Here is a 13,621-nt window from a genome sequence, read left to right on the forward strand (position 1 = left end):
TCACGCCCCGGTGATTGCCCGGTGGCGCGCGCCCTCGACGATCGACAGGCCGGTCAGCAGGCCGACCAGGGTCACGTAGAAACTGGCTGTCATCTGGTGCGCGAACATCGACTGGGTCAGGCCGCACAGTGCGTAGGTGATCACCAGCATGATGCCGGCTGCGGCCGGCCCCCGGAAGGTCGACCGTCCGCTGCGGCGATGCAGGCGCACGAACAACCAGAGCGGGATGCCATACACCGCCAGCAACAGCAGCAGGCCCGGTACGCCCTGGGTCGCTGCCCATTCGGCAACATCGTTGTGCGCATGCCCCAGGTGGCAACGCAACTCTTCCGGGTTCTCACGGCAGACCGGCACGCGCAGCATCGCGCTGTCGAAATGACCGATGCCAACACCCACCAGCGGGTGGTCGAGGAAGGTCTCCCAGGCCACCTGCAGGCGTTCCACGCGGGCACCGGCGGAAGAATCACTGTCGCCCAACTCCATCCGCTGCACGTCACTGTGCAGCTCGCTCAGGCGGACCTGGTGGCGCAGTTCCGGTACCGACAGCAGCAGGGTCGCACCGATCGCCAGCATGCCTGCCAGCACCGACAGGCGCGCCGCGCCGGTGCGCCAGCGCAGGCTCAACGTCAGCACCACCAGCAGCGCCAGCAAGGCGGCGAACACACCGCGGCTGCCGGTCAGCACGATGGTGCCGCAGCCGGCCGCCATGCCGAGGATCACCAGCGACCAGCGCCGCGACGGGCGACAGAACACCAGCAGCACCATCAAAACCATCACGATGTCGGCCAGCACGATGGCGTTGGTGAACAACTCTGCGCGCGGGGCGCCACCCAGCACCTGCCACAGTGACATCGCGAAGGCGGCGAGCAGGCCGGTCAATGATCCGTACCAGAGCCACCGCACGTCGGGACGCAGCGCGCAGACCCACAGCGCGATCCACGGGATCACCACGAACCGCGACCGGTTGTCGACGTCACGCAGGCCCTGCTCGAACAACACTACCGACATTAGGCCGAGCGCCAGCACCGCCAGCATCAGCCAGGCCAGCACTTTCACCGGCTGGCCGGCCATCCCGCGCGCGCGCCACAGCAGCTCCGGCGCCAGCAGCGTGCTCAGCAGCAGCAGCAGGCCATACGGCAACAGGTTGATGGGCACGGTCAGCACCAGTGCCGGCAGGCAGAACAGGCCCAGTTGGGCCAGCCCATGCGCCACCCGCTGACGTCCGCCGGCGGGAACGCCCAGCGGATCGCCGGCCATGAGGTTCAGGTTGTCCGGTGAAGCTGGCACGTCGGGAAGTATCGCTGCAATCGGCTGGAAAGAACGGGAAGGGGCGGTGCAGGCCATCCCGGCCTGCTGTTTTACTGCCTTTGACCCCGCTTGGGCAGACTGGACAAGCAGGAAGGGGGGGACTAGTCATGTTCCTGCAGACGCCGTTCACGTTCCCGCTCCTCTGCGGTGACCACGCAGGGCACCTTCACCGCCGTCGCCGGCACCAGCCACCAGCGCCGCCGGTTGGCTACGCCGGCCAGTTCAGAGCGGCTGCGGTCGACGCACGACAGCATTGCGTACTCGTGGACCAGCAACCAACGGCGTTCGGGCGCAAGCCGCTGCCAGCGCGTGGCCGCAATCAGCTGCTCGTCCCAGTCCGACTCGAAACCGAAGGTCGCTGCGGGGCGGTCGGCCAGCAGCAGATGCTGCTCCTTCCAGGCCACCAGCCCAAGCTCGGCATCCGGGCCCAGCCGTGTACCAACCGTGCGCATCAGGCCGCGGGCGGAACTGGAATCGTTCAGCAGCGGGTAGCCGACCAGGCTGTACAGCACCCAGACCATCGCCAGGGTCGACACCAGCGCCAGATGCCGGCGACGACCGCAGGCCAGCAGGCTCAATGCGCCCCACACGCCCATCGCCAGGATCGTCCAGGCCAGCGCGTCGACGGCGCCGGGCGCCAGTCCGCGGCTGTGGGTCAGGCGCAGCTCGAAGGCCGGGTCGCCCAGCACCGCCATCGCGCCAGCCAGGACCAGGCCCAGTGACAGCAGGCCGGTGAACACTCCCACCACGGCCTGCACATCGCGCCGCTTCAGCAGCCCCGGCAGCAACGGCGCCAGCGCCAGGCAGAACATCGGCAGCGCCGGCAGGATGTAGACATCGCGCTTGCCGTCGGGGATCGAGAAGAACAGCACCACCATCAACCACCAGGACAGCGGCAGCAGATAGCGCGGATCGCGCCGGCGCAGCCGCCGCAACCAAGCCGGAAGCGCCCACGGCAGCAGCAGGAACGCGGGGATCCACATCGACGGCATGATCGCCAGGAAGTACCACCAGGGCTGGTGGTGGTCCCACGAGTGCGTATAGCGACGCGCCGTCTGCTGGAACAGGATGTCGTCCATGTACGCGCGGTATTCGTCCGAACCGGTGGCAAAACCGGCCAGCAGCATCGGCGCCAGCCACAACGACACCGCCAGCAGGAAGGCCAGCGGCGCCAGCCAGAAGCGGGCATCGCGCGCGTGCAGTGCCACCCGTGGCCATTGCAGTACCGCAGCGGTCACCGCCGGCACGATCATCAGCAGCGCCAGCATGCCCACGCCCTTGGTGATCACGCCGATGCCAGCGAAGAACCAGCCCAGCCACCACCAGCGCCAGCCTGGTCCCAGCAACAGGTGGCGCAGCAGGCCGTAGTTGGCCAGGGTGATGAACAGCAGCAGCAGTGGATCGATCTGCGCCTTCTTCGCCTGGAAGGTGAACTGCAGCGCGAACAGCAGCGCCCAGCCGGCGTAAAGCCCCACCCGCCGTGTCCACAGCCGCCGCCCGAGGTCGACCACGCACCACAGCGTACCCAGTGCCGCCAGCAGCGACGGCAGCAGGAAGGCCACGCGCCACTGCCCGACCAGGCCGTACAGCGTAGCCTGCCACCACATCAGCATCGGCGGCTTGTCCGAATACAACTCGGTACCGCGGTGCGGGAACAGCCAGTGGCCGCTGTCGACCATCTGCTTGGCCACCAGCGCAAAGCGCGGCTCGTCCGATGGCCACGGATCACGAAGGCCCAGCCCGGCCCCCAGCAGCAGCAGGGCCATCGCCACGAACAACCACGTCTCGCGCGACGCGCGGGAATTCAGCATGGGACTCGGAACGTCAGCGGGGGTCAGGCTGTTTTTAGCAGACGCGCGTAAAAGAATCCGTCAGCATCGCTGTCACCCGGCAGTCGCTGGCGCGCGATTCCCTCGCAGTCCAGGCCGAATCGGTCATCCAGCGGCTCTGCCACCGCGTCCGGGTGCCATTTCAGGAACGCCCGCACCTGGTCGATGTTCTCCGCACGCAGGATCGAGCAGGTGGCATACAGCAGCACGCCGCCCGGACGCAGCATCGACCAGCAGGCCTCCAGCAGGCGGGCCTGCACACCGACCAGCGCATCGATATCCTCGGCACGTCGGTGGAACATCACATCCGGCTGCCGCCGGATCACGCCGGTGGCCGAGCACGGGGCATCGAGCAGGATCGCGTCGAACGGCACGCCATCCCACCAGGCACCCGGATCACTGGCATCGGCAGCCAGGGTCTGCGCATGCTCGCCCACGCCAGTGCGAACGTAGGTGTCACGTGCACGGGCCAGGCGGCGCGCGTCGATATCCAGCGCCAGCAGGCGCAGGCCGGGGTCGCGCTCCAGCAGGTGCGCCGACTTGCCACCGGGGGCCGCACAGGCGTCCAGCACGCGGGCACCGGCCGCCGGGGCCAGCGCGTCGGCCGCACACTGCGCCGACAGGTCCTGCACCGAGATGGCGCCTTCGGCGAAGCCGGGCAGCTGATTCACGGCAACCGGCGAGGCCAGGCGCAACGCGTCGGCGCTGAGCGGACTGGCTTGCGCGGTAATGCCAGCTTCGGCCAGCGTCGCCAGTGCCTTGTCGCGGCCGCCCTGCTGGCGGTTGGCGCGCAACCACAACGGCGCCGGCTGCAGGCTGGCGGCAAAGATCGCCTCGGCCTGGGCCGGCCAGTCGCGCTCGACGGCATCGGCCAGCCACGCCGGGAAGGCATCGCGCGCAGGCTGTTCCGGGAAACCTTCGCGCTGCGCGCGGCGCAGGATCGCATTGACCAGGCCCGCCTGGCGCTCACGACCCAGGGCACGCGCGGCATCGACCGTGGCCGACAACGCCGCGTGCGCCGGCAACGCCAGCACGTCCAGTTGGGCGAACCCGACCATCAGCAGCGTGCGCAGGTCGGCATCACGCGCCGACAGCGGCTTCTGCATCCACGACTGCAGCGCCGCGTCATAGGTACTGCGGCGGCGCAGGACGGCGAAGCACAGCGCTTCCAGCAGCGCGCGGTCGCGGCTGTCGGCCAGCTTCGGCAGCGCCCAGGCCAGTTCGGCCTTCAGCGACCGGCCACGGGTGAACACCTGTGCCAGCACGCGTGCGGCCAGCATGCGCGTGGCCGCTCCCGGCGCCGCCTTGGCGACGGAGAAATCGTTCTGCTTCGACACCGCTTATGCTCCCACGCGCAGATCGCGGCGGGCGTTGAGGTAGTCGGCCGCAGTAATCGCCTTGCCACCTTCCCGCTGCAGTACACGCAGGCGCAGTGCGCCCTGGCCACAGGCGATGTCGATGCCATCACGGCCGGCGGCCAGCACCGTGCCCGGCGCCTGGCCGTGGTCTGCCTCCAGTGCCACCGCGCCATGGATGCGCACGCGTTCGCCGGCCAGCGTTGCCTCGGCGATCGGCCACGGATTGAACGCGCGCACGGTACGCGCCAGCGCGCCGGCGTCCTGCGCCCAGTCCAGCCTGGCTTCGGCCTTGTCCAGCTTGTGCGCATACGTCACGCCCTGTTCCGGCTGCGGCCGCGCGATCGGCTTGATGCCCGCGCGCAGCAGGCCCAGGCCATCGGACAACACCTGGGCACCAAGCTCGGCCAGCTTGTCATGCAGCTGGCCGCCGGTATCGGTGGCCGCGATCGGCAGTTCCTGGTGCAGCAGCACCGGGCCGGTGTCCAGGCCGGCCTCCATCTGCATGAGGCAGACGCCGGTCTTCGCATCGCCGGCCTGGATCGCACGCTGGATCGGCGCGGCACCGCGCCAGCGCGGCAGCAGCGAGGCATGCACGTTCCAGCAGCCATGGGTCGGAATGGCCAGCACCGCCTTGGGCAGGATCAGGCCATAGGCCACTACCACCATCAGATCCGGCTGCAGGTCGCGCAGCTGCTGCTGGGCGGCCGCGTCCTTCAGCGACTCCGGCTGGTAGACCGGAATGCCACGGGCCACGGCTTCCAGCTTGACCGGCGACGGCGCCAGGCCACGGCCACGGCCGGCCGGACGATCAGGCTGGGTGTAGACGGCCACGACCTCATGATGGCGCGCAGCCGCGCGCAGCGATGACACCGCGAATTCCGGCGTACCGGCAAAGACAATCCTCATGGCTACCCCACTTGCAGGATGGATTCGTGCAGGAAAGAAAACGGCGCCGTCGGCCGGCGCCGTACAGCCCGCGCTTGCCGCGCAGGCGCGGGCCACCCGAAGGGTGGCCCGGATTGGCGATCACGCCACGTGCTTGCGCTGCTTGGCCAGCTTCTTGCGCACCATCTCGCGCTTGAGCGGCGACAGATAGTCGATGAACAGCTTGCCGTCCAGGTGATCCATCTCATGCTGGATGCAGGTGGCCAGCACTTCGCCGGCTTCCATCTGCTGTTCCTGGCCGTTGCGGTCCAGGTATTTCACGGTGATGGTATCGGCACGGGTGACGTCAGCGAAGATGCCCGGAACCGACAGGCAGCCTTCCTGGTACACCCGGCCCCCGTCCTTGGCGACGATCTCCGGGTTGATGAACACCTGCGGTTCATTCTTTTCTTCGCTGACGTCGATGACCATGAAGCGCTTGTGCACGTCCACCTGGGTGGCAGCCAGGCCGATGCCCGGCGCGTCGTACATGGTCTGGAACATGTTGTCGATCAGTTCCTGGAAGGCCGGCGTGGTGACTTCAGCAGCGTCGATCAACGCGGCCTTGGTACGCAGGCGCGGATCGGGGAACTCGAGAATGGGGAGAAGGGCCATGGCTGTTTCCGGGTAATGGGCCGGCACGCCGGCATACGTCGCAGATTCTAGCTCCAACGCTTGCCTTGCGCCCCGGTTTCTGGACTATAGTGCGCGGACCTGTTGGGGAATCAGGGCTTCACACCTATGTTGCTTCGTTTTCGTACGGTCGTCGCCGCGGCGATGCTGACCGTGGCTGCCTATGCTACCGCCGTGGAAGTGAATGGCGGGCACCCGGACACCTATGTGGTCCGAAAAGGGGATACGTTGTGGGATATCGCCGCACGTTTCCTGCAGAAGCCCTGGCTGTGGCCGGAGATCTGGCAGGCCAATCCACAGATCGCCAATCCGCACCTGATCTATCCCGGTGACGTGCTCAGCCTGGCCTACCTGGACCGGGTGACCGTCGCTGCCAAGCCCGGCCCGCGCCAGGAAGCCCCGATCGATGCCATTCCGCTGGCCCAGGTCGAGCCGTTCCTGAAGCAGCTGAGCGTGGTCGACAGCATCGACCAGCTGCCCTACGTGGCCGGCCTGGAAGAAGAGCGCCTGCGCGTCACCAGCGGCAGCGCGGTGTACGTGCGCCTGGCCGACGCCCAGCTGGGCCAGCGCTGGGCCGTGGTCCGCCCGACCGTGCGCTACGCCCAGCCCAAGCCGACCGAGGACCTGACCGCCAACGGCGACGTCACCCCGGGCAGCGGCAACCTGTGGCGGGCCTACAACGCCCCCAACCACCGCCGCGGCGTGCTTGGCTATGAGCTGGCCCAGGTCGCCACCGGCACCATCACCCACGTCGCCGGCGGCAAGGTCGAGGTGTCCACCCTGGTGCTGGACAAGAACGAGGGCGGCCGCGAGGTACGTGCGGGCGACCGCCTGGTCCCGGTCGAGGCCAGGCCCTACGACCTGCAGTTCATCCCCCATGTCCCGGCCGCCGGTGTCGAGGGCGTCGACGTGCGCGTGCTGGCCGTTGCCGACATGTTCACCGCTGGTGGGCCGCGCGACGTGATCGCGATCTCCGCAGGCCGCGCGCAGGGCGTGGACAACGGCACCGTGTTCTCGCTGTGGCGCCCGGGCCGCCACGTGGCGCACCGCATGAAGTACCCGAACTCCTCGCGCATGGATGATTCGCTCAGCACCGGCGCCGGCCGCGTCTCGCTGCCGGACGAATACGCCGCACACGCCATGGTGTTCCGTACCTTCGACAACGTCAGCTACGCACTGGTGATGCAGGGCGTGAAGCCGGTGCGCGTGGGATACAACGCACTGCACCCGGATGCGCGGTAGAGTCGACTGTTAGTCGACTGCTCTTCACCGCCCCCCGAAAGCGCCCGCGCTGCGCGCGGTAGTCGACTGACAGTCGACTCTACAGGGGCGGCCTCCGGCAAAGTCTGACAGCCACATGCGAAGGCGCCCTAGGGCGCCTTTGTTGCATGCGCTCGATAGTGTGGGGATGACCAACCAAGCTGACGAGGCGCTGCTGCGCCTGTTGATGGCAGGCGGCGCGCTGGCACCACGGCGGGCCCTGCTGCAGGCCGCAGGCAGGGCGGAAACCGCGATCGCGCAGGGTGCCGCGAACTGGCGCGCGCACGGTTGCACGCCAGAGCAGTGCGCCGCACTGGACCGCCCCGACGCCCGGGCCTTGGCCGTGGCACGGCGCTGGCTGGAAGACGACAACCAGCACCTGCTGGCCTTCACCGATCCGACCTTCCCCCCGCCCCTGCTGGATGTCCCCAATCCCCCCCTTGCGCTGTTCATCGCCGGCGACCCCAGCCGGGCCTGGCGCCCATCGGTTGCGCTGGTCGGCAGCCGCTCGCCAACGCCGGGCGGACGCGCGCTGGCAGCCCGGTTTGCCGGCTGCTTCGTCGACGCCGGGCTGGCGGTGACCAGCGGCCTGGCGGCGGGCATCGATGCCGCCGCCCACCAGGCCACGCTGGACGCGGGGGGCTGCACCGTGGCGGTGATCGGCACCGGACCGGACCGCGCCTATCCGGACAGCCACGCCCGGCTGCAGGCGCGCATCGCCGCCGAAGGCGTGGTGCTCAGCGAGTACCTGCCCGGCACGCCCGCACGCCCCGGCCACTTTCCTGCCCGCAACCGGCTGGTAGCCGGGCTGGCCCTGGCCACGGTGGTGGTCGAGGCCGCCCAACGCTCGGGTGCCCTGATCACCGCACGCCTGGCCGCCGAGGCCGGCCGCGAGGTCTGCGCCCTGCCCGGCTCGGTGCTCAATCCGCGCGCTGCGGGCTGCCACAGGCTGATCCGCGAGGGTGCCGCACTGGTCGAGCGCCCGGAGGAGGTCCTCGAACTGCTGGCCCCCGCCCTCCGCCAGCAGCTGCCGGGCTTGCAATCACGGCTGGCCACCCCCACTGAACAGGCACCGCCTGCACGCCTGCCGGCGCACTGGGCCGACGACCCTGACTACCAGTGCTTGTGGCGGGCGCTGGAGCACAACCCAAGCAGTATGGATTCACTGATCACACGCTGTGGATTGACGGCGCCCCAGGTGTCCTCCATGCTGCTGGCCATGGAACTGGCGGGAATCGTGGTGTGCGTACACGGCCGCTACTGTCGAACTCCCTAGTTTCTTCACCTCCACAGCGTCGCGCGACGCAGGCCGAGGGGCAATGAAAGAGAGCATCCTGGATGTACTGCTGTACCTGTTTGAACACTATTTCAGCGAAGATGCGGACCTGATCCGTGACCGCGATTCGCTCCAGAACGGCCTGATCCAGGCCGGTTTCAGCCCAACCGAGATCAACAAGGCGTTCGACTGGCTCGATGCCCTGGCCGCGCAGCGGCCGAGCGTGGCCCAGGCTCGGGTCGATGGCCCCGTGCGCGTGTACCACGGCCCCGAGCTGGACAAGCTGGACGTGGAATGCCGCGGGTTCCTGCTGTACCTGGAACAGCACGGCATCCTCGATGCCGACCAGCGCGAGCTGGTGCTGGACCGGGCAATGGCCCTGGACCAGGACGAACTGGACCTGGACGACCTGAAGTGGGTCGTGCTGATGGTGCTGTTCAACCAGCCCGGCTCCGAGGCGGCGTATGCCTGGATGGAGACGCAGATGTTCATGGACGAGCCAGAACCCCTGCACTGACCGTACACTTGGGGGCATAGCGCATTCAGGAGCGTCCCCGTGAGCGAGTGGTTCCATGCAGAAGGCAACCGGCAGCAAGGCCCGCTGCCGGCGGAACAGTTGGTCGAGTTGTTCCGCAACAACCAGATCTCCCTGGACACCCTGGTCTGGCGCGACGGCCTGCCGCAATGGCAGCCGTTGCGCACCGTGGTCGACGAGCTCGGCCTGATCGTGCCGGCGCTGGACGCCGCTGCACCGCCCGTGGAACCCGAACCGGAGCCGGCAGCACCGCCTCCGCCGCAGCCACCGGTGCTGCCACCGTCCACGCCCTGCGCCACCAGCGCAGCGGCCAGCGCCCTGCCGACGCCGAAGAAGAAGCTGTCCGGCTGCGCCCTGACCGCCATCATCGGCGGCGGCCTGCTGCTGGTGCTGGTACCGATCGTGGCCATCCTGGCCGCCATCGCGCTGCCCGCCTACAACGACTACACCCTTCGCGCCAAGGTCGCCGGCGCAGTGACCGCACTGCAGCCGCTGAAGGACCAGGTGCAGCATTTCGCCGATGACGAAGGCCGCTGCCCGGGTGGCAACGACGCCGGCTTCCCGGCCCCGGGTGATTTCGCCCATGCAGGGCTGTCAGCGGTGAACATCGGTCGCTTCAACAACGGCCACTGCGGCATCGAAGCCACCCTGGCGCTGCCCGGCAAGAGCCTCGATGGCGATCTGCTGTGGCTGGAATACGATCGCGACAGCGGCCGCTGGGAATGCAGCGGCGAGAGCAACGACAAGTACCTGCCGCCGTCGTGCCGCGGCTGAACCGCGCGCACGCCAGCACCTCCAAGGATGATTCAACAGGGAACATGCAATGACTGAGTGGTACTACGCCGAAGGACAGCAACGCCAGGGCCCGCTGCCGGTCCAGGAGATCCGCCAGCGCTTCCAGCGCGGCCAGCTCAACCTGGACACCCTGGTGTGGCGGGAGGGCATGGCCCAGTGGGCTGCGCTGCGGCAGATGGTCGACGAGCTCGGCCTGCAGACGCTGGCCGATGCCAGCACTGCCAGCAGCAGCGGCGGGTTCGACCTGCGCAGCGACTACGCCGCCATCGACAGCGGCACCGCACCGCTGCCCGGCACCGGCGCGCTCAGCAGCTCGCCTTACAGCGCTCCAGCGACCACCAGCAGCGGTGGCCACGCGCAGCCGGTGGTTGGCGGTGAAGTGGTCTACGCAGGCTTCTGGAAGCGTGTGGCGGCCTACATGATCGATTACTTCGTGCTGGTCGTCCCCGGCAGCATCATCGGTGCCATTCTTGGTGCGATACTCGGCGCCAGCATGGGCGCGGTGGGCAGCGGCGAATCGGCCATCGAGATCGTTGCCCAGCTGGCCAGCGCCCTGATCAACCTCGGCATCGGCATGGCCTACTACACCTGGTTCCATGCCTCGCAGGGCGGCGCCACGCTGGGCAAGATGGCAGTCGGTATCAAGGTGGTGCGCGGCAACGGCGAACGCCTGACCAAGGCCCGCGCATTTGGTCGCTACTGGGCCATGCTGCTGAGCAGCTTCACGCTCGGCATCGGTTTCCTGATGGCCGCCTTCACCGAACGCAAGCAGGGCCTGCACGACATGGTCTGCGACACCCTCGTGGTCGACCGCTGGGCCTACACCGACCAGCCGCAGCTGCAACGCCGGGAGCTGGGCACGGTAACCGTACTGGTGCTCGTGCTGACCGGCCTGCTGTCTCTGGTCGGCCTGGCCCTGCTGGTGTTCGCGGTAGGCTTCATCGCCAAGATGGCCTCGTGAACGGCCATCCTCACGCCTGGCTGCTTGACACGGGCCGGCCGGGCGTGATTCCTCTAATAAGGTGAAACCTGAACGCCCGGCACATTACCGGGCGTTCAGTTTATGGATTTGCCCGTGGCCGCTTCACTAATGCGGCCGTTTGCTCCACCCTAGCGGCCCCTTCTCCCGGTCCGCCCACAGACCTCTCCCGACATGCCCAAGCACCTGCTCATCGTCGAATCGCCAGCCAAGGCCAAGACGATCAACAAATACCTCGGCAAGGACTACACCGTCCTGGCCTCGTATGGGCATGTGCGTGACCTGATCCCGAAGGAAGGCGCGGTCGACCCGGACAACGGGTTCGCCATGCACTACGACGTGATCGACAAGAACGAAAAGCATGTCGATGCGATCGCCAAGGCCGCCAAGGGTGCCGACGACATCCTGCTGGCAACCGACCCGGATCGCGAAGGTGAAGCGATCAGCTGGCACATCGCCGAGATCCTGAAGGAACGCGGGCTGGTCAAGGACAAGCCGATGCAGCGCGTGGTGTTCACCGAGATCACCCCGCGCGCCATCAAGGAAGCGATCAGCCAGCCGCGCGCGATCGCCAGCGACCTGGTCGATGCCCAGCAGGCGCGCCGCGCGCTGGACTACCTGGTCGGCTTCAACCTGTCGCCGGTGCTGTGGCGCAAGGTCCAGCGCGGCCTGTCCGCAGGCCGCGTGCAGAGCCCGGCGCTGCGCATGATCGTCGAGCGCGAGGAAGAGATCGAAGCCTTCGTCGCCCGCGAATACTGGTCGATCGCGGCCGAATGCGCGCACCCGTCGCAGCACTTCAACGCCAAGCTGGTCAAGCTGGACGGGCAGAAGTTCGAGCAGTTCACCATCACCGACGGTGACACCGCCGAAGCCGCCCGCCTGCGTATCCAGCAGGCCGCGCAGGGCTCGTTGCATGTCACCGACGTGGCCAGCAAGGAGCGCAAGCGCCGTCCCGCGCCACCGTTCACCACCTCGACCCTGCAGCAGGAAGCCTCGCGCAAGCTCGGCTTCACCACCCGCAAGACCATGCAGGTTGCGCAGAAGCTGTATGAGGGCGTGGCCATCGGCGACGAAGGCACCGTCGGCCTGATTTCGTACATGCGTACCGACTCGGTGAACCTGTCGCAGGACGCGCTGGCGGAAATCCGCGACGTGATCGCCCGCGACTACGGCATCGCCTCGCTGCCGGACCAGCCCAACACCTACCAGACCAAGTCGAAGAACGCCCAGGAAGCGCACGAAGCGGTGCGCCCGACCTCGGCCCTGCGCACCCCGGCCCAGGTCGCACGCTTCCTCACCGACGACGAGCGCCGCCTGTACGAACTGATCTGGAAGCGCGCCGTCGCCTGCCAGATGATCCCGGCCACGCTCAATACCGTCAGCGTCGACCTGTCGGCCGGCAGCGAGCACGTGTTCCGTGCCAGCGGCACCACGGTGGTGGTGCCCGGCTTCCTGGCCGTATACGAGGAAGGCAAGGACAGCAAGAGCGCCGAGGACGAGGACGAAGGCCGCAAGCTGCCGGCGATGAAGCCGGGCGACCGCGTGCCGCTGGAACGCATCCAGGCCGAACAGCATTTCACCCAGCCGCCGCCGCGCTACACCGAAGCGGCGCTGGTGAAGGCGCTGGAAGAGTACGGCATCGGTCGTCCCTCGACCTACGCCTCGATCATCCAGACCCTGCTGTTCCGCAAGTACGTGGAAATGGAAGGCCGCAGCTTCCGCCCGTCCGACGTCGGCCGCGCGGTGTCCAAGTTCCTGTCCAGCCACTTCACCCAGTACGTGGACTACGACTTCACGGCCAAGCTCGAAGACGAGCTTGATGCCGTTTCGCGTGGCGAAGAAGAGTGGATTCCGCTGATGGCTCGCTTCTGGGAGCCGTTCAAGGAACTGGTGGAAGACAAGAAGGAATCGGTCGACCGCGCCGAGGCCAGTGGCGCGCGCGAGCTTGGCACCGATCCGAAGACAGGCAAGCCGGTCAGCGTGCGTCTGGGCCGCTTCGGGCCGTATGCCGCCATCGGCAGCACCGCCGAGGACGCCGAGGAGAAGCCGAAGTTCGCCTCGCTGCGCCCTGGCCAGTCGATGCACACCATCTCCCTGGAAGACGCGCTGGAGCTGTTCCTGATGCCGCGCGCGCTGGGTGAGGACAAGGGCGAGCCGGTCAGCGTCGGGATTGGCCGCTTCGGGCCGTTCGCCAAGCGTGGCAGCACCTACGCCTCGCTGAAGAAGGAAGACGACCCGTACACCATCGACCTGGCCCGTGCCGTGTTCCTGATCGAAGAGAAGGAAGAGATCGCGCGCAACCGGATCATCAAGGAATTCGAGGGCAGCGACATCCAGGTGCTGAACGGCCGCTTCGGCCCGTATATCAGCGACGGCAAGATGAACGGCAAGATCCCCAAGGACCGCGAGCCGGCATCGCTGACCCTGGCCGAAGTGCAGCAGCTGATGGAAGAAACCGGCAAGCCGGTGCGCAAGGGCTTCGGCGCCAAGAAGGCGGCAGCGAAAAAGGCACCGGCCAAGAAGGCGGCAGTGAAGAAGGAAGCGGCGCCGAAGAAGGCTGCTGCCAAGAAGGCGCCGGCAAAAAAGGCGGTGAAGAAGGCCGCCGCAAAGAAGGCCCCGGCGAAGAAAGCCGTCAAGAAGGCCTCTGCGAAGAAGTAGATCCACGCCATGCGTGGATGAGGGGCAAGGTGTGCGGACCAACGGTCCGCACCTACCGTCCGCGCC

The 13,621-nt window shown here is 67.8% G+C and carries 11 protein-coding genes; 6 read left to right on the forward strand and 5 right to left on the reverse strand.

The window, feature by feature from the left end:
• The 5 genes from AC5P7R_RS08330 to def all read right to left on the reverse strand — a co-directional run bounded on the left by AC5P7R_RS08330 (nt 1) and on the right by def (nt 6,034).
• Nucleotides 1–1,257, reverse strand: coding sequence for an O-antigen ligase family protein (locus AC5P7R_RS08330; protein WP_021203240.1), 1,257 nt, complete (start codon nt 1,255–1,257; stop codon nt 1–3).
• Nucleotides 1,258–1,409: 152 nt separating this feature from the next.
• Nucleotides 1,410–3,119, reverse strand: a complete 1,710-nt coding sequence (locus tag AC5P7R_RS08335; protein WP_111098729.1) for an ArnT family glycosyltransferase — start codon at nt 3,117–3,119, stop codon at nt 1,410–1,412.
• A gap of 23 nt (nt 3,120–3,142) precedes the next feature.
• Nucleotides 3,143–4,474 (reverse strand): 16S rRNA (cytosine(967)-C(5))-methyltransferase RsmB, encoded by a 1,332-nt coding sequence (gene rsmB, locus AC5P7R_RS08340; RefSeq protein ID WP_021203239.1) that lies wholly within the window; start codon nt 4,472–4,474, stop codon nt 3,143–3,145.
• 3 nt (nt 4,475–4,477) lie between these two features.
• Nucleotides 4,478–5,401: a methionyl-tRNA formyltransferase gene (fmt, locus tag AC5P7R_RS08345; RefSeq protein ID WP_111113035.1), complete on the reverse strand. Its 924-nt coding sequence runs from the start codon at nt 5,399–5,401 to the stop codon at nt 4,478–4,480.
• A gap of 120 nt (nt 5,402–5,521) precedes the next feature.
• Entirely contained in the window at nt 5,522–6,034 is a 513-nt protein-coding gene (gene def, locus AC5P7R_RS08350; protein ID WP_111101735.1) for a peptide deformylase, read from the reverse strand.
• Nucleotides 6,035–6,160: 126 nt separating this feature from the next.
• Between def and AC5P7R_RS08355 the strand changes: the two genes are divergently transcribed.
• The 6 genes from AC5P7R_RS08355 (at nt 6,161) to AC5P7R_RS08380 (ending at nt 13,555) form a co-directional block, all read left to right on the forward strand.
• Complete coding sequence (locus AC5P7R_RS08355) at nt 6,161–7,294, forward strand: LysM peptidoglycan-binding domain-containing protein (protein ID WP_111101734.1); 1,134 nt, start codon at nt 6,161–6,163, stop codon at nt 7,292–7,294.
• Nucleotides 7,295–7,460: 166 nt separating this feature from the next.
• Nucleotides 7,461–8,588 (forward strand): DNA-processing protein DprA, encoded by a 1,128-nt coding sequence (gene dprA, locus AC5P7R_RS08360; RefSeq protein WP_260808428.1) that lies wholly within the window; start codon nt 7,461–7,463, stop codon nt 8,586–8,588.
• Between the two features lie 43 nt (nt 8,589–8,631).
• Entirely contained in the window at nt 8,632–9,105 is a 474-nt protein-coding gene (locus AC5P7R_RS08365; protein WP_005411195.1) for a DUF494 family protein, read from the forward strand.
• 39 nt (nt 9,106–9,144) lie between these two features.
• Nucleotides 9,145–9,897, forward strand: a complete 753-nt coding sequence (locus tag AC5P7R_RS08370; RefSeq protein ID WP_260808429.1) for a pilin — start codon at nt 9,145–9,147, stop codon at nt 9,895–9,897.
• A 49-nt stretch (nt 9,898–9,946) separates the two neighbouring features.
• The gene (locus tag AC5P7R_RS08375) at nt 9,947–10,879 is read left to right on the forward strand and encodes an RDD family protein (protein WP_134730044.1); all 933 of its coding nucleotides are present in this window, start codon (nt 9,947–9,949) and stop codon (nt 10,877–10,879) included.
• A gap of 192 nt (nt 10,880–11,071) precedes the next feature.
• Nucleotides 11,072–13,555: a DNA topoisomerase I gene (locus tag AC5P7R_RS08380; RefSeq protein WP_227854158.1), complete on the forward strand. Its 2,484-nt coding sequence runs from the start codon at nt 11,072–11,074 to the stop codon at nt 13,553–13,555.
• Nucleotides 13,556–13,621: the final 66 nt, after the last annotated feature.

Source organism: Stenotrophomonas sp. YJH_SMC_27 (assembly GCF_059369815.1).

Excerpts from the sequence above, each read along its gene's own strand:
- AC5P7R_RS08365 (WP_005411195.1), top strand. The coding sequence starts at position 8,632 with ATGAAAGAGAGCATCCTGGATGTACTGCTGTACCTGTTTGAACACTAT.
- dprA (WP_260808428.1), top strand. The coding sequence starts at position 7,461 with ATGACCAACCAAGCTGACGAGGCGCTGCTGCGCCTGTTGATGGCAGGC.
- AC5P7R_RS08380 (WP_227854158.1), top strand. The coding sequence starts at position 11,072 with ATGCCCAAGCACCTGCTCATCGTCGAATCGCCAGCCAAGGCCAAGACG.
- AC5P7R_RS08330 (WP_021203240.1), bottom strand. The coding sequence starts at position 1,257 with ATGGCCGGCGATCCGCTGGGCGTTCCCGCCGGCGGACGTCAGCGGGTG.
- AC5P7R_RS08335 (WP_111098729.1), bottom strand. The coding sequence starts at position 3,119 with ATGCTGAATTCCCGCGCGTCGCGCGAGACGTGGTTGTTCGTGGCGATG.
- AC5P7R_RS08375 (WP_134730044.1), top strand. The coding sequence starts at position 9,947 with ATGACTGAGTGGTACTACGCCGAAGGACAGCAACGCCAGGGCCCGCTG.
- AC5P7R_RS08355 (WP_111101734.1), top strand. The coding sequence starts at position 6,161 with ATGTTGCTTCGTTTTCGTACGGTCGTCGCCGCGGCGATGCTGACCGTG.
- def (WP_111101735.1), bottom strand. The coding sequence starts at position 6,034 with ATGGCCCTTCTCCCCATTCTCGAGTTCCCCGATCCGCGCCTGCGTACC.
- fmt (WP_111113035.1), bottom strand. The coding sequence starts at position 5,401 with ATGAGGATTGTCTTTGCCGGTACGCCGGAATTCGCGGTGTCATCGCTG.